The organism is Massilia sp. IC2-477 (assembly GCF_020707265.1).
In the GTDB taxonomy this organism is placed as follows: domain Bacteria; phylum Pseudomonadota; class Gammaproteobacteria; order Burkholderiales; family Burkholderiaceae_D; genus Telluria.
Map to the genome: position 1 here is coordinate 151977 of NZ_JAJFEQ010000007.1, position 20622 is coordinate 172598.

The following is a 20622-nucleotide window of genomic DNA, read 5'->3' on the forward strand; positions in this document are numbered from 1 at the left end:
ATTTTTGGAGGAAGCATGTTTAAGAATACCCGTTTGTCCGCTATGCTCGCGGCTGTCCTGTTCTCGGTATCGGCAGCATCGGCCCTGGTCTCCGCACCGGCCTTCGCTGACGCACCTGCCGCAGGCGCTGCTGCTCCGGCGGCTGACGCGGCTGCAGCACCGGCTGCCGACGCAGCTGCTGCACCGGCTGCCGACGCAGCCGCCGCTCCGGCTGGCGACGCTGCCGCTCCGGCTGCTGGCGCGACCGAAGAAGTCCACAACCCGTACGGCTTCCAGGCCATGTGGGAAGAAGGCGACTTCGTCAACAAGGGCACCATCATCATCCTGTCGCTGATGTCGATGGGTTCGTGGTACATCATCATCACCAAGCTGATCGACCAGCAGAAGATCATGCGCCAGTCGAAGGAAGCTTCGGCCAAGTTCTGGAAAGCTCCGTCGATCGCCGCTGGCTCGGCTCAGCTGAAAGAAGGCTCGCCGTTCCGCTTCATCGCTGAAACCGGCACCAAGGCAACCCAGCACCACGACGGCGCCCTGCTCGAGCAGATCGACCTGTCGACCTGGGTGACCATGCAGATCCAGCGCGCCGTGGACCGCGTCCAGTCGCGTCTGCAAGATGGCCTGTCGTTCCTGGCAACCGTCGGTTCGACCTCGCCGTTCATCGGTCTGTTCGGTACCGTCTGGGGCATCTACAACGCGCTGACCGCCATCGGTATGTCGGGTAACGCGTCGATCGACAAAGTGGCAGGCCCGGTGGGTGAAGCACTGATCATGACCGCATTCGGTCTGTTCGTTGCAGTCCCGGCGGTTCTGGGTTACAACTGGCTGGTTCGTCGTAACAAGTCGGTCATGGAAGACATCCGTTCGTTCTCGGCTGACGTTCACTCGGTCCTGATCTCGGGTGCCATGTCGACCTCGAACGCAGCTGCTGGTGCCAAGAAGGCTGGTTAATCATGTCGATGAGTGTCGGCTCCGATTCCGGAGATGAAGATGCCGTGATGTCAGAGATCAACACGACGCCGCTAGTCGACATCATGTTGGTTCTTCTGATCATCTTCCTGATCACCAGCCCGGTGGTTCTGAATCTGCAGAAGGTTAACCTGCCTGCGGAAACGAACCAGGTCACCAAGTCCAAGCCGGAAGACGTCAACATCACCATCAACAAAGATGGCGAGATGTACTACAACCAGACCCGCCTCGCGAACACGGACGAGCTGTTCAAGTTCCTCGCGGAGCAGTCGGTGAAATTGCCGCAGCCGGCAGTGAAGGTTCGTGGTGACCAAGCGTCGCGTTACGAAGCCGTCGGCCGCGTGATTTACACGGCTCAGCGTGCTGGGATTCAGAAGGTCGGTTTCATCATCGAACCGCCTGACAAGGGCTAATGTCCTGTCCGCGATATCGGGGTTTTCTACGGAAGACCTTGATATCGCGTCCGTGACCCCAACATTTGAAAAGGAAACACCATGGGCATGAACGTAGGTTCGGGCTCCGCTAAAGGAGCTGATCCGGAACCGATGATGGAAATGAACATGACGCCGCTGATCGACGTCCTGCTCGTTCTCATCATCATGATGATTATCACGATTCCTAAACAAGACCACTCGGTCAATCTGAACATGCCGGTCGGCACTCCGCCGCCGCAGACCCAGGAGCCGGTGGTTGTGACGATTGACGTGGACTTCGACGGCACCATCCTCTGGGATGGCCAGGTTGTCCCGGATCGTGCGACTCTGGAAGCCAAGATGAACAGCGTCGCTGCGATGCCGAACCAGCCGGAAGTGCACCTGCGTCCGAACAAGCTGGTCGAGTACAAGGTGGTCGCCGGTGTCATGGCAACCGCCCAGCGTCTCGGCGTCACCAAGATCGGCATGGTCGGTAACGAGCAGTTCCAGTAATCGATCCATGTATGACCAACACGGCAGGGTTTCCCTGCCGTGTCCATTTTGAAGAAGGATGTTTTCAGATGATTAAATTCCGTCTCGCACACCTTGGCCTCGCACTGGCCGCCCTCGGCTTCACTGCCGCCCTGCCGGTCGTCGGCCTGGCACCTGTGCACGCCGCGGTCTCCCTGCGTCCGGAAGTCGGCAAGCCACTGCAGCAAGCGCAGTCGCTGATGAAATCCGGCAATGCCAAAGGTGCCCTGGCCGCCCTGCGCGACGCGGACAAGGCAGCCAAAACCGATGACGAACGCTTCCTGATCGAGCGCGTGCGCGCCTCGGCGGCCTCGTCGGCCGGTGACTGGGGTACCGCCGCCAAATCCTTCGAAGCCCTGCTCGATTCGGGCAAGCTGAGCGCAGGCGAGCGTTCGCAGTTCTCGGAAGGCCTGGTCGGCATCTACATGCGCGCCGGCGACCTGAACAAGGCAAATGAGACCATCAAGAGGCTGCTGCAAAAGGGTAACGATCCGAAGCTGCGCGCCTACCTGCTGCAGAACTACTACAAGCAGGGCAACGTTGCCGCGCTCGAGCAGGAACTGCGCGTCGCCGAAAAGAGCGGCCGCCTGACCGAAGACGAACTCGGCATGCTGGCGAACATCCAGCTCAAGAAGAATGACAAAGCAGGCTATGTCGATACCATCGAGAAGCTGGCCTCCAGCTATCCGAAGGCCCAGTACTGGAACGACCTGCTGAACCGCGTGCAGGGCAAGCCGGGCTTCTCGGGTCGCCTGATGGTGGACGTGTACCGCCTCAAGCTGGCCAACAACCTGATGAAGAAGCCGAGCGAGTTCATGGAAATGGCCCAGCTGGTGCTGCAGGCGAAAGCCCCGGCCGAAGCGCTGAAGGTCATCGACAAGGGCTACAAGGCCGGCGCCCTGGGTACCGGTGCGGACGCCGAACGTCACAAGCGCCTGAAGGATCTGGCCGACAAGAACATGGCCGACCAGAACAAGGGCATCGCCGCCCTCGAAGCCGAATACACCGCCGCCAAGGACAACGACGCGCTGGTGGGCCTCGGCTACGCGCTGGTGCAGGCAGGCCAGGCCGACAAGGGCCTGAAGATGATGGAAAGCGCCATCAAGGCCGGCGGCCTGAAGTACGGCGAAGAAGCCAAGCTGCGCCTGGGCGAAGCCTATGCCGCGGCCGGCAAGAAGTCGCAGGCGATCAGCACGCTCAAGACCGTTTCGGGCAAGGACGGCAGCGCTGACCTGGCCCGCTACTGGATCATGGCGATCAATCGCCCGATCTCGGGCTAAGACGCTTCGATTCAATCGACGCAGAACGCCGCCTGTTCGCAGGCGGCGTTTTTTTATTGCGCCACCGCATCCCACCCTGCCACTCAGACCATTCCTCGTCCTCCCCGGGGATCGTTGCTGTGCAACATGCGAGTTACCGTATAATCAGGTATTTCGCAGGGCAGCAGCCCGCTGCGCAACTGGAACCATTGATGAAGGTATTTCGCGGACTTCCCAACGACAGGGCGCGCGCACCCTGCGCCCTCACGATCGGCAACTTTGACGGTGTCCACCGCGGGCACCAGGCATTGTTGGCGCACGTGCGTGGCGCCGCCGCCAGGCTCGGGATCGAAGCAGCCGTGATGACCTTCGAGCCGCACCCGCGCGAATATTTCGCCAGCCGGGCAAACGACCTGTCCAAGGCCCCGGCCCGCATCGCCAACCTGCGCGACAAGCTCGGCGACCTGTCCAACGCCGGCATCGACCGCGTCATCGTCGAACACTTCAACGAACACTTCGCCGCCCAGTCGCCGCAGGATTTCATCGAACGCGTACTGGTCGAGGGCCTGCACGTCAAGTGGCTGATGGTGGGCGACGACTTCCGCTTCGGCGCCCGCCGCGCGGGAGACATCGCCATGCTGCAGGAAGCCGGCCGCAAGCATGGTTTCGAAGTCCACACCCTACCCGCCGTGATGCTGGGCGAACGCCGCATCTCGTCCTCGGCCGTGCGCGAAGCGCTGGCGGGCGGCGATTTCGGCGCCACCCAGCAGCTGCTCGGCCATCCGTACGCAATGTCCGGCCATGTGATCCACGGCCAGAAGCTCGGCCGCACGCTGGGCTTCCCGACCCTGAACCTGCGCGTGGCGCACCGCCCTGCCCTGGCCGGCATTTTCGTGGTCCAGGTGCATGGCCTGGCGGAGCATCCGCTGCCCGCGGTGGCCAGCCTGGGCGTGCGCCCGACCGTCGAAGACCTAGGGCGCATGCTGCTGGAAGTGCACGTGTTCGACTACGAGCAGCCGAGCTACGGCAAGCTGGTGCGGGTCGAATTCCTCGCCAAGCTGCGCGACGAGGAAAAATACGTCGACCTGCCCACCCTCACCGCCGCGATCGAGCGCGACGCCCTGCAGGCGCGGGCGTTCTTCGCGCACCGCGCCGGCGCCCTGACGGCGACCGACCGAATTTGACATGCGTCCGCCGTGCCGCAAGGCGCGGCCGGCGCATGCAGCCACCGAATACGGCCGACAATCCACGCGGCCACACAGAATCCCCTAGAGAAGAAGCTTATGTCCGATACCAAACCAGTCCAGAACAACGCCGGCCAGAAGGCCGCGAAGAAGCCAGAGAGCAAATACCCGGTCAATATGACCGACACCCCCTTCCCGATGCGTGGCGACCTCGCCAAGCGCGAGCCGGGCTGGGTCAAACAATGGCAGGACAAGAAGATCTACCAGCGCATCCGCAAGGCGGCCGCGGGACGTCCGAAGTTCATCCTGCACGACGGTCCGCCATATGCGAACGGCGACATCCACCTTGGCCACGCCGTCAACAAGATCCTGAAAGACATGGTCGTCAAATCGCGCACCATGGCCGGCTTCGACGCACCCTATGTGCCGGGCTGGGACTGCCACGGCATGCCGATCGAGATCCAGATCGAAAAACTGTACGGCAAGAACCTGCCGACCGCCGAGGTGCTGCAGAAAGCACGCGCCTATGCGCTCGAGCAGATCGACCGCCAGCGCACCGGCTTCATCCGCCTGGGCGTGCTGGGCGAATGGGAAAACCCCTACATGACCATGGCCTACGGTAACGAGGCCGACGAGCTGCGCGCCCTCGGCAAACTGCTCGACAAGGGCTACGTCTACCGTGGCCTGAAGCCCGTCAACTGGTGCTTCGACTGCGGCTCGGCCCTGGCCGAAGCGGAAGTCGAATACCAGGACAAGCGCGACCCGGCGATCGACGTCGGCTTCCCGTTTGCGGAACCGGAAAAAGTCGCAGCCGCCTTCGGCCTGGACTCGCTCCCGACCAACAACGGCTTCATCGTGATCTGGACCACCACCCCGTGGACCATCCCGTCGAACCAGGCACTGAACGCCAATCCGGAAGTGACCTACGCGCTGGTCCAGGCGGAACGCGACGGCGCCCCTCTGCTGCTGATCCTGGCGCAGGACCTGGTCGAAGCCACCCTGCAGCGCTACAAGCTCGAGGGCAGCGTCATCGCCACCACCCTGGGCGCGAAACTGGACGGCATCCGCTTCAAGCACCCGCTGCACGCCCAGGATCCGTTCTACGACCGCACGTCGCCCGTGTACCTGGCCGACTACGTCACCACCGACAGCGGCACCGGCGTGGTCCACTCGGCCCCGGCTTATGGCCTGGAAGACTTCCAGTCCTGCAAGGCGCACGGCATGAAGGACGACGAGATCCTGAAACCCGTGATGGGCGACGGCCGTTTCGCCTCGACCCTGCCGCTGTTCGGCGGCCTGACCATCTGGGAAGCCAGCAAGCCGATCTGCGAAGCCCTCCGTGCTGCGTCCGCCCTGTTCGAACTGAAGATGTTCGACCACAGCTACATGCACTGCTGGCGCCACAAGACCCCGATCGTCTACCGCGCCACCAGCCAGTGGTTCGCCGGCATGGACCTGACGCCGAAAGACGGCGGCCCGACCTTGCGCGAAACCGCCCTGGCCGGCATCGCCGAAACGCAGTTCTTCCCGGACTGGGGCCAGGCGCGCCTGCAGGGCATGATCGCCAACCGTCCCGACTGGACCCTGTCGCGCCAGCGCCAGTGGGGTGTGCCGATGGCCTTCTTCATCCACAAGGAGACCGGCGAGCTGCACCCGCGCACCCCCGAACTGCTGGAGCAGGTTGCCAAGCTGATCGAACAGAAAGGCATCGAGGCCTGGCAGCAGCTCGATCCAAGCGAACTGCTCGGCCCTGACGCGGCGCATTACGAGAAGAACAAGGATACCCTGGACGTGTGGTTCGACTCCGGCTCGACCCACCAGACCGTGCTGCGCGGCTCGCACCAGGAACAGTCCGCCTTCCCGGCCGACCTCTACCTGGAAGGCTCGGACCAGCACCGCGGCTGGTTCCACTCCTCGCTGCTGACTTCCTCGATGCTCAACGGCCGTCCGCCCTACAAGGCGCTGCTGACCCACGGCTTCACCGTCGACGAGAACGGCAAGAAGATGTCCAAGTCGCTCGGCAACACGCTGGCGCCGCAAAAGATCTCCGACACGCTCGGCGCCGACATCCTGCGCCTGTGGGTGGCCTCGACCGACTACACCGGCGAGCTGTCGATCGGCGAAGAGATCCTCAAGCGCGTCACCGAGTCGTATCGCCGCATCCGCAACACCCTGCGCTTCCTGCTGGCGAACACCTCGGACTTCGACCCGACCCAACACGCCGTCCCGGTGGCGGAGCTGTTCGAGATCGACCGTTACGCGCTGGCCGAGACCGCGAAGCTGCAACGGGATATCGCGGCGCACTTCGAGCGCTACGAATTCCACCCGGTGGTGGCGCGCCTGCAGAACTTCTGCTCCGAAGACCTGGGCGGCTTCTACCTCGACATCCTGAAGGACCGTCTGTACACCACCGGCGTCGATTCGCAAGCCCGCCGCTCGGCCCAGACCGCGCTGTGGCACATCGCGCACAGCCTGCTGCGCGTGATGGCGCCGATCCTGTCCTTCACCGCCGAGGAAGCCTGGGCCGTGTTCGCGGGCCAGCAAGCGTTTGCCGAGAGCGACGAGACCATCTTCACCCAGACCCTGTGGGCCTTCCCGGAGATCGCGGATGGCGACGCGCTGCTGGCCAAGTACGCCGCGCTGCGTGAGGTGCGCGCCGAGGTGACCAAGCAGCTGGAAGAAGTGCGCGCCTCGGGCGCCATCGGCTCCTCGCTGCAGGCGGAGCTGGCGATCAAGGCCGCGGGCGACAAGTACGCGCTGCTCTCGAGCCTGGACGACGACCTGAAGTTCGTGTTCATCACCTCGCAGGCCGGCGTCGAGCAGGTCCAGGATGCCGCCAACGAGGCGGTGAGCGTGACCCCGTCGGAAGCGGACAAGTGCGAGCGCTGCTGGCACTACCGCCGCGACGTCGGCCACGATCCGGCGCACCCCGGCCTGTGCGGCCGCTGCACCAGCAACCTGTTCGGCCGCGGCGAAGCCCGCCGCTACGCTTAACCCCTGACGGGGCTCCACCGCCATGCCGGCCCCAGAACCGGCATGGCGGGCACCGACCTACACACCATGGCCACCAAAATCAAAAAAGCCTCACCCGTCTACAAGTCTTCCGCCAGCCTGTTCCCATGGCTCGGCCTGGCCTTGATCGTCGTCCTGCTCGACCAGGTCACCAAGCTCACCGTCGAGCGGACCTTTGCCTATGCCGAGACCCTGCCGATCACCAGCTTCTTCAACCTGATTAAGGTCTACAACCCGGGCGCGGCCTTCAGCTTCCTGGGCGACGCCAGCGGATGGCAGCGCTGGTTCTTCCTCGCGATCGCGATCGGCGCGGTGGGCTTCTGCCTGTACATGATGAAGAAAAACGCCAGCCAGCGCCTGTTCTGCTTCGCGCTGGCCCTGATCATGGCGGGGGCTGTCGGCAATGGCATCGACCGCGTCGTCCATGGCCACGTGATCGACTTCCTCGACTTCTACTGGAAGGGCGTCGGCCACTTCCCGGCCTTTAACATCGCCGACATCGGCATCTCGCTGGGCGCCTTCCTGTTCGTCGTCGACGAACTGCGGCGCGTGAACAAATCCTAAGAAGCAGTCCACAGCAGGAGGCAGCATGAGCATGGAGCTCAAGGACAAGAAAATCGTCCTCGGCCTGACCGGGGGCGTAGCCTGCTACAAGGCGGCCGAACTGTGCCGCGCCCTGGTCAAGGGAGGCGCCAGCGTGCAGGTGGTGATGAGCGAAGCGGCCACCCACTTCATCGGCACGGTCACCATGCAGGCCCTGTCCGGCCGGCCGGTCTACACTGACCAGTGGGATCCGCGCATGCCGAACAACATGGCGCACATCGACCTCACCCGCGACGCCGACGCGATCCTGATCGCGCCCTGCTCGGCCGACTTCATGCGCAAACTCGCGCACGGCGCGGCCGACGACCTGCTGTCGACCCTGTGCGTGGCCCGCCCGCGCCGCGTGCCGCTGCTGGTGGCGCCGGCGATGAACGTCGAGATGTGGGAAAACCCGGCTACCCAGCGCAACGTCAGGCAGCTACAGGAAGACGGTGTGTGCCTGTTCGGCCCCGCATCCGGCTCGCAGGCCTGCGGCGAGACCGGCCAGGGCCGCATGCTGGAAGCCGACGAGCTGGTCGAGGAACTGGTGGCCTCCTTCCAGCAGAAGGTGCTGGCAGGCCGGCGCGTCCTGATCACGGCCGGGCCGACCTTCGAGCCGATCGATCCGGTGCGCGGCATCACCAACCTCTCCTCGGGCAAGATGGGCTATGCGGTGGCGCGCGCCGCGCGCGAAGCCGGCGCCGAAGTCACCCTGGTATCCGGCCCGACCGCCCTGCCCACTCCGCACGGCGTGCGCCGCATCGACGTGCTCACCGCCCAGCAGATGCACGACGTGGTCATGGCCGGCATCGAGGGCCAGCACGTCTTCATCGGCGTGGCGGCGGTCGCCGACTGGCGCGTGGCGAATGCCAGCGACCAGAAGATCAAGAAAGTCGACGGCGGCGGCGCGCCGCAGCTGCAGTTCGTGCAGAACGCGGACATCCTGGCCACGGTCGCCGCCACCACCACCCTGTCCGGCTGGCCCTATTGCGTGGGCTTTGCCGCCGAAACCGGCAACCTGATGGAATTCGGCGCGGCCAAGCGCGAGAAGAAAGGCATTCCCCTGTTGGTAGGCAACATCGGGCCGCAGACCTTCGGGCAGGATGAGAACACCATCATCCTGTTCGACGAAAGCGGCCATACCGTATTGCCGCGCGCCGACAAGCTGACGCTGGCGCGCCAGCTGGTTTCCGAAATCGCGAAGCGCCTGGAACGGCGCTCGCTCCTGACCTAAAAGAAGCACATGAAAAGCATCGACCTCAAGATCCTCGACCCGCGCATGCAGGAGCTGCTGCCGAGCTACGGCACGCCCGGCAGCGCGGGCCTGGACCTGCGCGCCTGCATCGACGCACCCCTCGTCATCGAGCCGGGCCAGACCGTGCTGGTGCCGACCGGCCTGGCCATCCACATCGGCGATCCGGGCTATGCGGCCATGATCCTGCCGCGCAGTGGACTCGGCCATAAGAACGGCATCGTTCTCGGCAATCTGGTAGGCTTGATCGACTCCGACTACCAGGGACAGCTCATGGTCTCGACCTGGAACCGCGGCCATGCCAGCTTTACGCTGCAGCCGCTGGACCGCCTCGCCCAGCTCGTGATCGTGCCGGTGCTGCAGGTGGGTTTCAACGTGGTGGAGGAGTTCGCATCGAGCGAACGGGGCGCCGGAGGATTCGGCAGCACCGGCAAACAATAACAACAGAGCACTCTAGGAGGAACATGAGCCGTATGCATTTGCGCCAGGCCGCCATTGGCATCGCCACCGCCGTCCTGCTGTCGGCCTGCGCCACGCAAGGCCCCATGCAAGCGGGCCGGCCGCTCCCGCCGGGACAGGTAGCACAGGAAGCGCCGCAAGTGACGCCGGAAATGACGGCGGCCGCCGACACCCTCACCCGCATGGCGACGCTGCAGGACCGCCTGTACAAGGTGGCCGCCCCCCTTCTCATCGACAATGCGGAACTGTGCACGCGCCACGCGCGCAACCTGCTCGGTTTCACCGCCAAGAACCGCTATACCTACCCGGGCAGCTTCAACGAAGCCGCGCACCTGGTGCTGGGCATGGGCGAACGCCTGCAGGTGACCAATGTGCTGGCCGGCAGCGGCGCTGCCAAGGCCGGCCTGCGCCAGGGCGACGAACTGGTCGCCGCCGCCGGCAAACCGCTGCCGACCGGTCCCAACGCGCTGTCCCAGGCCGGCGCCGTATTCGGCCCGATCGTCACCAAGCAGGCCTCGCTGCCGCTGACCATCGAGCGCCGCGGCCAGCAGCGCGACGTGACCGTGCCCGTCACCCGCGCCTGCGCCTTCGGTATCGAGCTGGGCAATTCGGACAACGTCAATGCCTACGCCGATGGCCAGCGCGTGATGGTCACGCGCGGCATGATGGGCTTCGTCCAGGGCGACGACGAACTGGCCTACGTCATCGCCCACACGATGGCGCACAACATGCTCGGCCATGCGGCCAATCAGCGCAATGCCGCCACCATCGGCAGCATCATCGACAACCTGACCCGCATCGCGCCGGACACCTCGATGCTGATCGGCAGCGGCGGCATCAAGGCCATGCCGGCCACGCTCGACACCGCAGCCGACCGCCTTGCGGTCTACCTGCTGGCGCGCGCCGACTACCGCATCGAAGGCGTGTCGAGCTTCTGGAAGCGCTTCGCCGAGACCTATCCGGCCACGGTCCTGAACGGCCACACGGCGAATCATCCGTCGCTGGCCCAGCGCACGGCGACCATCGACAAGGCGGTAGCCGAAGTGAAGGCCAAGAAGGCGGACAAGAAGCCCCTGACGCCGTAAGCCGGCGCGTCACCTCCACGAACGGACGCCTGGCGCGTCCGTTTTCTTTTGTAGGGTGGTCGGCTTGCCGACCGCGCGTCCAACTGCCGGATGCGTCGCCACGGAGCATGGTCCAGCTAAACGCGCGGTCGGCACAGCCGACCACCCTACAATTCAACGCGACGCAGCGTTCGGCAGGCTCGGGCCATTTTTTGTATCATTGTTCATTCCGACCACAAGGCACCGCCATGGACAGCATCGACCTCGACGTACTCAAGACCTGCGACGCCTGGCTCGCCGCGGGCCGCCGCTGCCAGCTGGTCACCGTCATCAAGACCTGGGGCTCGAGCCCGCGCCCGATCGGCGCCACCCTGGCTGTCTGCGAAGACGGCAGCGTGGTCGGCTCGGTGTCCGGCGGCTGCATCGAGGACGACCTGATTGCGCGGGTACGCAGCAACGGCATCGAGCTGGCGCGTCCCGAGATCGTCAGCTACGGCATCAGCGCCGACGAAGCACACCGCTTCGGCCTGCCCTGCGGCGGCACCATCGAGCTGGCCATCGAACCGCTCACCCAGGCCAGCTGCATCCGTGAACTGCTGGCGCGTCTGGCGGACGGAGAACTGGTGGAGCGCCGCGTGGAACTCGCAAGCGGCGCCGCTACCTTAGCGCGCGCGCCGGCCAGCGCCATCCAGCGCGTGGAAGACGGCGTCCTGGTCACCATCCACGGTCCGCGCTGGCGCCTGTTCATCATCGGCGCCGGTCCCCTGTCGCGCTTCCTGGCCCAGGTGGCGAGCGGCATGGATTACCGCGTGACCGTGTGCGACCCGCGCGAGGAATACCGCAGCGGCTGGAATCTCCCCGGCGTGGAACTGGTGCACGCGATGCCGGACGACCTGGTGATCGAGGCGCGCCTGGATGCGCGCAGCGCGGTGGTGGCGCTGACCCACGACCCCAAGCTGGACGACCTGGCGCTGATGGAAGCGCTCAAGTCGGACGCCTTTTACGTCGGTGCGATCGGCTCGCGCCTGAACAACGAGAAGCGCCGCGAACGCCTGAAGTTGTTCGACCTCGACGATGCCCAGCTGGCGCGCCTGCACGGCCCGATCGGCATCTACATCGGCAGCAAGACCCCGAGCGAGATCGCGATCTCGATCATGGCCGAGATGACGGCCGTGAAGAACGGCGTGCCGGCCCACATGCTGGTGCCGCATGCGGCCGCGCCCCAGCCGGCCACCGAGGTGGTCTGCGCGACCATCCGCTCGGCCCGGGCGGCGGCGTGAATTCGCGCGCAAGAACCGGATGGCGCGGCCTGCGCCTTGCCGCCACCATCGACCTTTTGTCCCCGCTACTCCCCCGATGAACACCGTGAACATGCTGCGCCTGGTGGCGCTGGCCGCCATCTGGGGCGGCTCCTTCCTCTTCATGCGCATCGCCGCCCCCGTGCTGGGGCCCGCCGTGCTGATCGAATACCGGGTGCTGTTCGCGGCCCTGTTCCTGGCCGCCGTGGCCTGGGTCATGGCGCGCCGCGGCAAAGGGGCGCCGCTCGACCTGCGCCAGCACTGGAAGCACTACCTGATGCTGGGCTTCTTCAATTCCGCCCTGCCCTTCCTGCTGTTCGCCTTTGCCGCGCGCACCCTGTCGGCCTCGGTGCTGTCGGTGCTGAACGCCACCGCGCCGATGTTCGGCGCGCTGGTCGGCGCCGTGTGGGCGCGCCAGAAAGTCTCGGGCCGCGCGGCCCTCGGCCTGGTGCTGGGCACGGTGGGGGTGAGCCTGCTGGTCGGTTTCGACCACGTCTCGGAGCGCCCCGGGGCCGCGCTCGCGATCGCGGCCGCGCTGGTGGCCGCCTTCAGCTACAGCGTCGCCAGCCAGTATGCCAAGTCGGCCAAGGCGGTGGCGCCCTTCGCCAACGCCCATGGTTCGATGTGGGCCGCCACCATCTGCGTGATTCCGGCGCTGGCGATCTTCCCCCAACCCGGCGAGCCCACGGTCGGCATCATGGCCGCCGTGCTGGCGCTGGGCGTGCTGTGCAGCGGTATTGCCTACATCCTCTACTTCAAGCTGATCGAGGAAGTCGGCACCACCTCGGCGCTGACGGTCACTTTTCTCAATCCGATGTTCGGCATCCTGTGGGGCGCGATCTTCCTGCATGAGGTGATCGGCTGGCATACGCTGCTGGGTTCCGCCATCGTGCTGGTCGGTACGGCCCTCGTGACGGGCTTCGTGCCTTCCTTCCTGCGTGCGCGCAGCGCCCAGGCGCGCTAGGGAGCGGCAATGCGCACCGAGCTCGCGATCGCCCTGCCGCCCGGCTACCGCACTGAAGACGTGCTGGCCTTCCACAGCCGCGATGCGGAAGCGATCGCGGAACAGGTGGGACCCGAGGGCCTGCGCAAGGGCGTGCTGCTCGACGGTACGCCGGTGGTGCTGGAAGTCGGTTTCAAGCCGGATGAAGCACGCTGCACGGTCGACGCCGATGGCGAGCTGACGCCGCCCCTGCGCGAGCTCGCGCGCGAAGCCCTGCTGAACATCCTGGGCCTGCGCATCGATCCGGCCGCCTTCGCTGCATTCGTGCGGGACGACCCAGCCCTGGGGCCGGTGGTGGCGCGCCAGCCGGGCCTGCGCATCATCCAGTCCGCGACCGTATTCGAGGCCCTGACCTGGGCCATCATCGGCCAGCAGATCAACCTGCCGTTTGCGATCTCCCTGCGCCGCACGTTCATCGGGCTGGCCGGCCGCCGGCATACGAGCGGCCTGTGGTGCTATCCAGAAGCGTCCGATGTGGCGCGCCTGGAACTCGAGGCGCTCACGAGCCGCAAGTTTTCGCGTGCCAAAGCGGAAACCCTGCTGCGCCTGGCGAGATTGGTCGCCGACGGCGAGGTCAAGCTCGACCGCGAGCGCCCGGTGGCCGACTTCGTGCGCGAACTGCTGGCCGTGAAGGGCATCGGCCCCTGGACCGTGAACTACGCCTTGCTGCGCGGCTATGGCTACCCCGACTGTTCACTCGAGGGCGACGTGGCCGTGCGCACGGCCTTCCACCGCCTGCTGGGCGGCGAGGCGCGGCCGGACATTCCGACCGCGCAGCGCCTGCTGGAACGCTACGCGCCGCACCGTACCATGGCGGCGGCCTATCTGTGGGCCAGCCTCAGCGAGCAGGCCGGTTGATCAATTCCAGCGAGGTAAGCTGTCGAACTGCTGCGCGCCCTCTCCTGAAAACCGTATCAGTTCCGGCAAGGGGACCGTGGCGAGATTGTCGCGGCCGTAATGGCCGCCCAGTGCGCTCGGAATCTTGAGGCAATACTTGCGCCCTTCCGCCAGCGGACCAAGCGTGGATTCCGCCAGGTGCACGACTTCCGGCATATACCAATCGTTGAGGAAGTCCTGGTTGTAGGCCAGCGCGTCGAGCGCGGCGCGGCTGTCGGCTACCGGCTCGCAGCACAGGTCTTGCGGCCGCAAGCGCCAGTAACGCCCTTCGTCGTCGCGGATGATGAGGTTGCCGAATGCGTTGGACCCAAGGACTTCGACGGCGGTCAAGCCGACCCAGCCCCAGGCCTCGTTGATGTCGTCTACGTTGATCACGTGTGCCCCCTGTAGCTTTCCAAGCGTTCCGCGTGTTGGACAAGGCTGGCTCGACAACATTGCATACCGATGCGTCCGGTTTGCGCTGTGTCGTGTAAGGGGAAAAAGGATGCAGATAATGAAAAAGCCGTTGATCCTTGCGAATCAACGGCTTTCGAATTCTGGTTGCGGGGACAGGATTTGAACCTGTGACCTTCGGGTTATGAGCCCGACGAGCTGCCAGACTGCTCCACCCCGCGTCTGATGGAATGAATTATACGCCGAACCGGTCTTTTAGGCAAACCCAATCCTAGCCTGGTGTGTGATTGCAGCACAATATGGCTCAGCCGCAAGCGCACAGGCCTGCGCCGATGGCGGCATGCGGCGGGAAAATCAGTGTAAAGTAAGCACAATCTCAACCTGCCGCCCATCTATGAAATTCTGTTCCGAGTGCGCCCACCCCGTCGCCCTGGCGATCCCCGAAGGCGACAACCGGCCGCGCTATGTCTGCCCGCAGTGCAACACCATCCATTACCAGAATCCCAAGCTGGTGATCGGCTCGATTCCCGTCTGGGAACAAGACGGCAAGCTACAGGTGCTGCTGTGCAAGCGCGCGATCGAGCCGCGCTACGGTTACTGGACGCTGCCGGCGGGCTTCATGGAAAACGAGGAAACCACCGAGCAGGCTGCCGTGCGCGAAACGGAAGAAGAAGCCGGCGCCGACGTTGAACTCGGCAAGCTATTTACCCTGCTCAACGTCGCCCACGTGCACCAAGTCCACCTGTTCTACCTGGCGCGCCTGCGCAATCTCGATTTCGCGCCGGGAGAGGAAAGCCTGGAAGTCGAACTGTTCACGCAGGACGAGATTCCCTGGGACGATCTGGCCTTTCCGACGGTCCGGACCACGCTGGAACTCTTCTTTGCCGACCGCGTCAAAGCGCGCGAGGGCGGCGAGTATGGTTTTCATAGCCGCGACATCGTCCGCCCGATGCTGGCGCCCCGCGAACCCGACTGATCCATCGAGGGCCGCATGATCCCCTGGCTCGAGCCGACTTCGCCCTTCCCCGACGTCTCCGAGGCGCTGACGATCGATGCGCCCGGCCTGCTGGCGGCCGGCGCCGACCTGTCGCCCCAGCGCCTGCTGCTCGCTTACCAGAACGGCATCTTCCCCTGGTTCTCGGAAGGCCAGCCGATCCTGTGGTGGAGCACCGATCCACGCATGGTGCTGCGTACCGAACGATTCAAGGTCAGCGACAGCCTGAAGAAAACCCTGCGCAAGGTCGAGCGCAGCCGGATCGAAGGCGGCCCGTGGAGCATCCGATTCGACAGCGCTTTTGAACAGGTGATGCGCGCCTGCGCCGCTCCACGCAAGGACGGGCCGGGCACCTGGATCTCGGAAGACATCATCGACGGCTACACCGGCCTGCACGCCATGGGCCATGCCCACTCGTCCGAAGTCTGGCTGGACGGCGAACTGGTGGGCGGCGCCTATGGCGTCTGCATCGGCCGCATGTTCTACGGCGAATCGATGTTCGCCCGGGTATCGGACGCGTCCAAGGTGGCGCTGGCCTACCTGGTCGCCTTCCTGCGCAGCCAGGGCGTCGCGCTGATCGACTGCCAGCAGGAGACCGGCCACCTGGCCTCGCTGGGCGCCTCGCCAATCCCGCGCAGCGCCTTCCTGGCGCACCTGCGCGAAGCCATCCGCGAGCCCGCCATCACCCGCTGGGAACCCGTGGCACCGTTGGTTGACTAACAGTGACGCGGCCCCGATTTCGCTAAAATAGGTTCATCACGTCGTCTCGAAAGTTTTACATGACGCACCTAAATGACCTGCCCTTCGCCACGCTGCAGTTCTACACGACGGCGCCCTACCCCTGCAGTTACCTCGATGCCCGCCAGGCCCGGTCGCAAGTCGCGACGCCCTCGCACCTCATCAATGCAGACGTCTATTCTGAACTCGTGCGCAACGGCTTTCGCCGCAGCGGCATCTTCACCTACCGCCCGTATTGCGACGGTTGCCAGGCCTGCATCCCGGTGCGGGTCAAGTGCGAGGATTTCGTCCCCAGCCGCACCCAGCGCCGCGCCTGGAAGCGCCACGGCGACCTGGTGGCCATGGTGGCCAACCTGGCCTTCTCGGACGAGCACTATGCGCTCTACCTGCGCTACCAGACCACCCGCCACGTCGGCGGCGGCATGGACCAGGACAGCCGCGACCAGTACGCCCAGTTCCTGCTGCAGAGCCGCGTCAACACCCGCCTGGTCGAGTTCCGCGAGCCGAACGGCCTGCTGCGCATGGTCTCGATCATCGACGTGCTGTCCGACGGCCTGTCCTCGGTCTACACCTTCTTCGACCCGGACGTACCGGGCGCCTCCTTCGGCACCTACAACGTGATGTGGCAGGTGAACCAGGCGCGCGAGCTCGGCCTGCAATATGTCTACCTCGGTTACTGGATCGAACAGAGTCCGAAGATGGCCTACAAGATCAACTTCCGCCCGCTGGAGGCGCGCATCAAGGGGGTCTGGAGCGTACTCGAAGCCTGAGCGCCACGGTAGAATGGCGGGAGTCATCACTACGAGTCCCCCATGTCCGACAAGCTCCTGTACTCCCTCGCCCGCCCGCTGCTGTTCTCGCTCGACGCCGAGCAAGCCCACAACCTGACCCTGCCGCTGCTGCGCCGCGCCGCTTCGCTCGGCTTGACCAAACTGTCAGCCAAGCCGGCGCCGGACCCGCGCACGGTCATGGGCATCAGCTTCCCGAACCCGGTCGGCCTGGCCGCTGGCCTGGACAAGGATGGCGCCTACATTGACGGCCTGGCGTCGCTCGGCTTCGGCTCGATCGAGATCGGCACCGTCACGCCGCGCCCACAGGGAGGCAATCCGAAGCCGCGCATCTTCCGCCTGCCCCAGGCGCAGGGGATCATCAACCGCATGGGCTTCAACAATGGCGGCGTGGATGCCTTCGTGGCCAATGTCCAGGCCTCGCGCTTCTACCAGGACAAGCAAGGCGTGCTGGGCCTGAACATCGGCAAGAACGCCGACACCCCGATCGAACGCGCCGCCGACGATTACCTGCACTGCCTGCGCAAGGTCTACCCCTACGCCAGCTACGTGACGGTCAACATCTCTTCGCCGAACACCAAGAACCTGCGCCAGCTCCAAGGGGAGTCGGAGCTGGACGCGTTGCTGTCGCAACTGAAGGAAGAGCAGCTGCGCCTGGCCGACCAGCATAAACGCTACGTGCCGGTGGCCCTGAAGATCGCGCCGGACATCGACGGCGACCAGGTGCGCAACATCGCCGGCGCCCTGCTGCGCCACAAGATCGACGGCGTGATCGCCACCAACACCACGCTCAGCCGCACTGCCGTGCAGGGCATGCAGCATGGCGACGAAGCCGGCGGCCTGTCGGGCGCCCCGGTGTTCGAGCTGTCGAACACAGTGATCCGCCTGCTCAAGAGCGAACTGGGCGACGCCATTCCCATCATCGGCGTAGGTGGCATCATGCGCGGCGAGGATGCGCGCGCCAAGATCGCGGCCGGCGCCCAGCTGGTGCAGCTCTACACCGGCTTCATCTACGCCGGCCCGGCGCTGGTGCGCGATTGCGCGGCCGCGCTGCGCAGCTAAGGAGGCAACATGGAACGCAGGCAGCTGGGACAAACGGATTTGATGGTCTCAAAAGTGTGCCTCGGCACCATGACCTTCGGCGAGCAGAACACGGAGCTCGAGGCGCACAGCCAGCTCGACTACGCGCTGGAACGCGGCATCAACTTCATCGATACCGCCGAGATGTACCCGGTGATGGCGAGCGCGGACACGCAAGGAGCGACCGAGCGCTACATCGGCAGCTGGCTGAAGAAGACTGGACGCCGCGCCGACATCGTGCTGGCCACCAAGGTGGCAGGGCCGAACAAGATGATGCCCTGGATCCGCGGGGCCAACCACAACCTGGACGCGACCAATATCCGCGCCGCCGTCGAGGACAGCCTGCGCCGCCTGCACACTGACTACATCGACCTGTACCAGATCCACTGGCCGAGCCGGAACCTGCCGATCTTCGGCGCCAACCGCTTCGATCCGGAGGGCGAACGGCCTGCAGTGCCGATTGTCGAGACGCTGGAAGCCCTGGACGAAATGGTGCGCGCAGGGACGATCCGCCACATCGGCGTATCGAACGAAAGTACCTGGGGCGTGTGCCAGTACATCAAGCAGTCCGAACTGCGCGGCCTGCCGCGCATCGCTACCGTGCAGAACCTGTACAACCTGACGGCGCGCCATGTTGAAACCAGCCTGATGGACGAGGCCTGCTACCGCGAAGGCGTGAGCCTGCTGGCCTACAGCCCGCTGGCCTTCGGACAGCTCACCGCAAAGTACCTGGACAATCCGAATGCAGTCGGGCGCCTGACGGTGTTCCCGAAAAACTGGAGCCCGCGCTATGTGCGCCCGGCGGTGCTGGCGGCTACCGCGGAGTACGCAGCGCTGGCGCGGGCGCACGGAATGACGCCCGCGCAGATGGCACTGGCGTGGTGCTATTCGCGCTGGTTCGTGGGATCGACCATCATCGGCGCGACCAATCTCGCGCAGCTGAAGGAGAACATCGATGCTGCCGACCTGGTGCTGTCAGCGGACGTGATGAAGGGGATCGATGAGATTCACGCCCGCTATATGAATGTGGGTCAGTGAATCCTGTCGCGCTCTCTTCCCGTAGCTAGACTGAAAGGGCCGAACGAGCGCTACGCCAATTCATCCACGTTGTTATTTTTCCACATTGGCATCATCTGCATGCATTTGCGGCAATATGAGTCGCGACACCGAGATCGCGGCCGTTCGGCTGTCTGAGATTCCTGGGCCGCATTCACCTGATGAGGTTAATCATGAAGCTCTCGACTTTAGCTGGTCTCGTCGCAGTTGCAGCCATGGTCATATGGTTGATTGGTGCATCGGTTACGCGCGACGTACATGCTCAGACAAGTAGTGCAGCCCCCGTGGCTCCGCCAGCGTGCAAATGTACGAAATCGATGCTGACCCAATGGGAAGACATCTTCCATTGCAGTTGTGGTGCGCTTCAATGCGTGGCGACCGTCACTGATAAAACGAAGGCGCCGAGTTCGGGACTCGTCTGCGTTAAACCTTAGCGGATGAATTAACGGCAAGGCCAAGTAAGCCCAGACTGGGACGCACTATGGAGGGAGCACTGATAATGCAGTGCTCCCTCGGCGATACTCGAACAGAACGAAATAATTCATGCCGGCGCTTTCCGCGCAAGCCTGTCCGCGCATGCGACGAAGCTGGCTGTGGCCCGTCATGTATGAGACAAAATCGAACGCCCCAGGATGGTCCCGTCCGTCGTTGCGAACCCGGCGGGGCACGGGATCTGCCTTTGCAGTGACACCCTCCGATCGATGACGTTCGCCCTCACTCCACCGCTTGCAGGGCCTTCTCAATATCCGAGCGCGTATATCCCTGGGCAAAGCGCTCGATGAAGTGGTAGGCATACGCCCGCAGATATGAGCCCTTGCGCACGGCGAGGCGCGTCACGTTCGGCGCAAACAGGTGCGAGGCCTCGATCGCCCGCATCCCCTTGTCGCGGCCGTGATCGAAGGCCATCGAGGCCACGATCCCGACACCCATCCCCAGCGACACGTACTGCTTGATGACGTCCGAATCCATCGCGGTGAGCACGATGTCCGGCGCCAGCCCGGCTTCCACGAAAGCCGCGTCGATGTGGCTGCGGCCCGTGAAGCCGACGTCGTAGGTAATCAGGGGATATTCGGCCAGGTCCTCCAGCCGCAGCGGCGTGCTGGAGGCGAAGATCGGGTGGCCTTCCGGCGCCACCACCAGGTGGCTCCAGCGGTAGCAGGGGAAGGACACGAGGTCGGGGAAGGCGCTCAGGCCTTCGGTGGCGATGCCGATATCGGCCTTGCCCGACAGGACCCATTCCGCGATGTGTTCCGGTGCGCTCTGCTGCAGGGCGATGCGCACGCCCGGGAAGGCGTTGCGGAAGGACTGCACCACCTGGGGCAGCGCGTAGCGCGCCTGGGTGTGCGTCACGGCCACCGTCAGCGTGCCGCTGTCCTGGGCCGCGAACTCGGCACTGGCCTGCTGCAGGTTCTCGGCTTCCACCAAGAGGCGCTCGACGATCTTGAGGATGCCCTTGCCCGGCGGCGTGAGGCCGGTCAGGCGCTTGCCGTTGCGCTCGAAGATGACGACCCCGAGCTCTTCCTCGAGCTCGCGGATCTGGCGCGACACGCCGGGCTGCGAGGTGAACAGCGCATTGGCCACCTCGGTCAGGTTGAAGTCGCGGCGCGCGGCTTCGCGTACGGAACGCAGCTGCTGGAAGTTCATATGCCTACC

20 protein-coding genes and 1 tRNA gene are annotated in these 20622 nt (G+C 64.9%); 18 read left to right on the forward strand and 3 right to left on the reverse strand.

Features of this window, described 5'->3' with window-relative positions; translation table 11 throughout:
- Positions 1–15 precede the first annotated feature (15 nt).
- The 13 genes from LK542_RS15850 (at position 16) to LK542_RS15910 (ending at position 13881) form a co-directional block, all read left to right on the forward strand.
- A complete protein-coding gene (locus tag LK542_RS15850; protein WP_227799425.1) occupies positions 16–948 on the forward strand; it encodes a MotA/TolQ/ExbB proton channel family protein in 933 nt (310 codons plus the stop codon).
- 2 nt (positions 949–950) lie between these two features.
- Positions 951–1379 carry a biopolymer transporter ExbD gene (locus tag LK542_RS15855; protein ID WP_227799426.1) on the forward strand — a complete coding sequence of 143 codons (429 nt, stop codon included), beginning with the start codon at positions 951–953 and terminating at the stop codon, positions 1377–1379.
- An 81-nt stretch (positions 1380–1460) separates the two neighbouring features.
- Positions 1461–1892 carry a biopolymer transporter ExbD gene (locus LK542_RS15860; protein WP_227799427.1) on the forward strand — a complete coding sequence of 144 codons (432 nt, stop codon included), beginning with the start codon at positions 1461–1463 and terminating at the stop codon, positions 1890–1892.
- 68 nt (positions 1893–1960) lie between these two features.
- Positions 1961–3190 (forward strand): lipopolysaccharide assembly protein LapB, encoded by a 1230-nt coding sequence (locus LK542_RS15865; protein ID WP_227799428.1) that lies wholly within the window; start codon positions 1961–1963, stop codon positions 3188–3190.
- Positions 3191–3381: 191 nt separating this feature from the next.
- Positions 3382–4353 carry a bifunctional riboflavin kinase/FAD synthetase gene (locus LK542_RS15870; RefSeq protein ID WP_227812628.1) on the forward strand — a complete coding sequence of 324 codons (972 nt, stop codon included), beginning with the start codon at positions 3382–3384 and terminating at the stop codon, positions 4351–4353.
- A 99-nt stretch (positions 4354–4452) separates the two neighbouring features.
- Positions 4453–7347: an isoleucine--tRNA ligase gene (gene ileS / locus LK542_RS15875; RefSeq protein ID WP_227812629.1), complete on the forward strand. Its 2895-nt coding sequence runs from the start codon at positions 4453–4455 to the stop codon at positions 7345–7347.
- Positions 7348–7413: 66 nt separating this feature from the next.
- Entirely contained in the window at positions 7414–7929 is a 516-nt protein-coding gene (gene lspA, locus LK542_RS15880) for a signal peptidase II (RefSeq protein WP_227799431.1), read from the forward strand.
- A gap of 31 nt (positions 7930–7960) precedes the next feature.
- Positions 7961–9181, forward strand: coding sequence for a bifunctional phosphopantothenoylcysteine decarboxylase/phosphopantothenate--cysteine ligase CoaBC (gene coaBC / locus LK542_RS15885; RefSeq protein WP_227812787.1), 1221 nt, complete (start codon positions 7961–7963; stop codon positions 9179–9181).
- Positions 9182–9190: 9 nt separating this feature from the next.
- Entirely contained in the window at positions 9191–9640 is a 450-nt protein-coding gene (gene dut, locus LK542_RS15890; RefSeq protein WP_227812630.1) for a dUTP diphosphatase, read from the forward strand.
- Between the two features lie 23 nt (positions 9641–9663).
- Entirely contained in the window at positions 9664–10743 is a 1080-nt protein-coding gene (locus LK542_RS15895; RefSeq protein WP_227812631.1) for a M48 family metallopeptidase, read from the forward strand.
- Positions 10744–10970: 227 nt separating this feature from the next.
- A complete protein-coding gene (locus LK542_RS15900; protein ID WP_227812632.1) occupies positions 10971–12002 on the forward strand; it encodes an XdhC family protein in 1032 nt (343 codons plus the stop codon).
- A gap of 76 nt (positions 12003–12078) precedes the next feature.
- Positions 12079–12984 carry a DMT family transporter gene (locus LK542_RS15905; protein WP_227799435.1) on the forward strand — a complete coding sequence of 302 codons (906 nt, stop codon included), beginning with the start codon at positions 12079–12081 and terminating at the stop codon, positions 12982–12984.
- A 9-nt stretch (positions 12985–12993) separates the two neighbouring features.
- The gene (locus tag LK542_RS15910) at positions 12994–13881 is read left to right on the forward strand and encodes a DNA-3-methyladenine glycosylase (RefSeq protein ID WP_227812633.1); all 888 of its coding nucleotides are present in this window, start codon (positions 12994–12996) and stop codon (positions 13879–13881) included.
- Here LK542_RS15910 and LK542_RS15915 read toward each other — a convergent pair whose 3' ends face one another.
- Positions 13882–14295, reverse strand: coding sequence for a T6SS immunity protein Tdi1 domain-containing protein (locus tag LK542_RS15915; protein WP_227799437.1), 414 nt, complete (start codon positions 14293–14295; stop codon positions 13882–13884).
- A 162-nt stretch (positions 14296–14457) separates the two neighbouring features.
- A tRNA-Met gene (locus LK542_RS15920) sits at positions 14458–14534 on the reverse strand.
- Between the two features lie 173 nt (positions 14535–14707).
- Between LK542_RS15920 and LK542_RS15925 the strand changes: the two genes are divergently transcribed.
- Genes LK542_RS15925 through LK542_RS15945 form a run of 5 tightly spaced genes read left to right on the forward strand, consistent with a single transcriptional unit; the run spans position 14708 to position 18951 of the window.
- A complete protein-coding gene (locus LK542_RS15925; protein WP_227812634.1) occupies positions 14708–15289 on the forward strand; it encodes an NUDIX hydrolase in 582 nt (193 codons plus the stop codon).
- Between the two features lie 15 nt (positions 15290–15304).
- On the forward strand, positions 15305–16027 hold the full coding sequence (gene aat / locus LK542_RS15930; RefSeq protein WP_227812635.1) for a leucyl/phenylalanyl-tRNA--protein transferase: 723 nt from the start codon (positions 15305–15307) through the stop codon (positions 16025–16027).
- Positions 16028–16086: 59 nt separating this feature from the next.
- Positions 16087–16815, forward strand: a complete 729-nt coding sequence (locus LK542_RS15935) for an arginyltransferase (protein ID WP_227812636.1) — start codon at positions 16087–16089, stop codon at positions 16813–16815.
- Between the two features lie 42 nt (positions 16816–16857).
- Entirely contained in the window at positions 16858–17895 is a 1038-nt protein-coding gene (locus LK542_RS15940) for a quinone-dependent dihydroorotate dehydrogenase (RefSeq protein WP_227812637.1), read from the forward strand.
- 9 nt (positions 17896–17904) lie between these two features.
- Positions 17905–18951: an aldo/keto reductase gene (locus LK542_RS15945; protein WP_227812638.1), complete on the forward strand. Its 1047-nt coding sequence runs from the start codon at positions 17905–17907 to the stop codon at positions 18949–18951.
- Positions 18952–19683: 732 nt separating this feature from the next.
- Here the strand turns inward: LK542_RS15945 and LK542_RS15950 are convergent.
- Positions 19684–20613: a CysB family HTH-type transcriptional regulator gene (locus LK542_RS15950; protein ID WP_227812639.1), complete on the reverse strand. Its 930-nt coding sequence runs from the start codon at positions 20611–20613 to the stop codon at positions 19684–19686.
- Positions 20614–20622 lie beyond the last annotated feature (9 nt).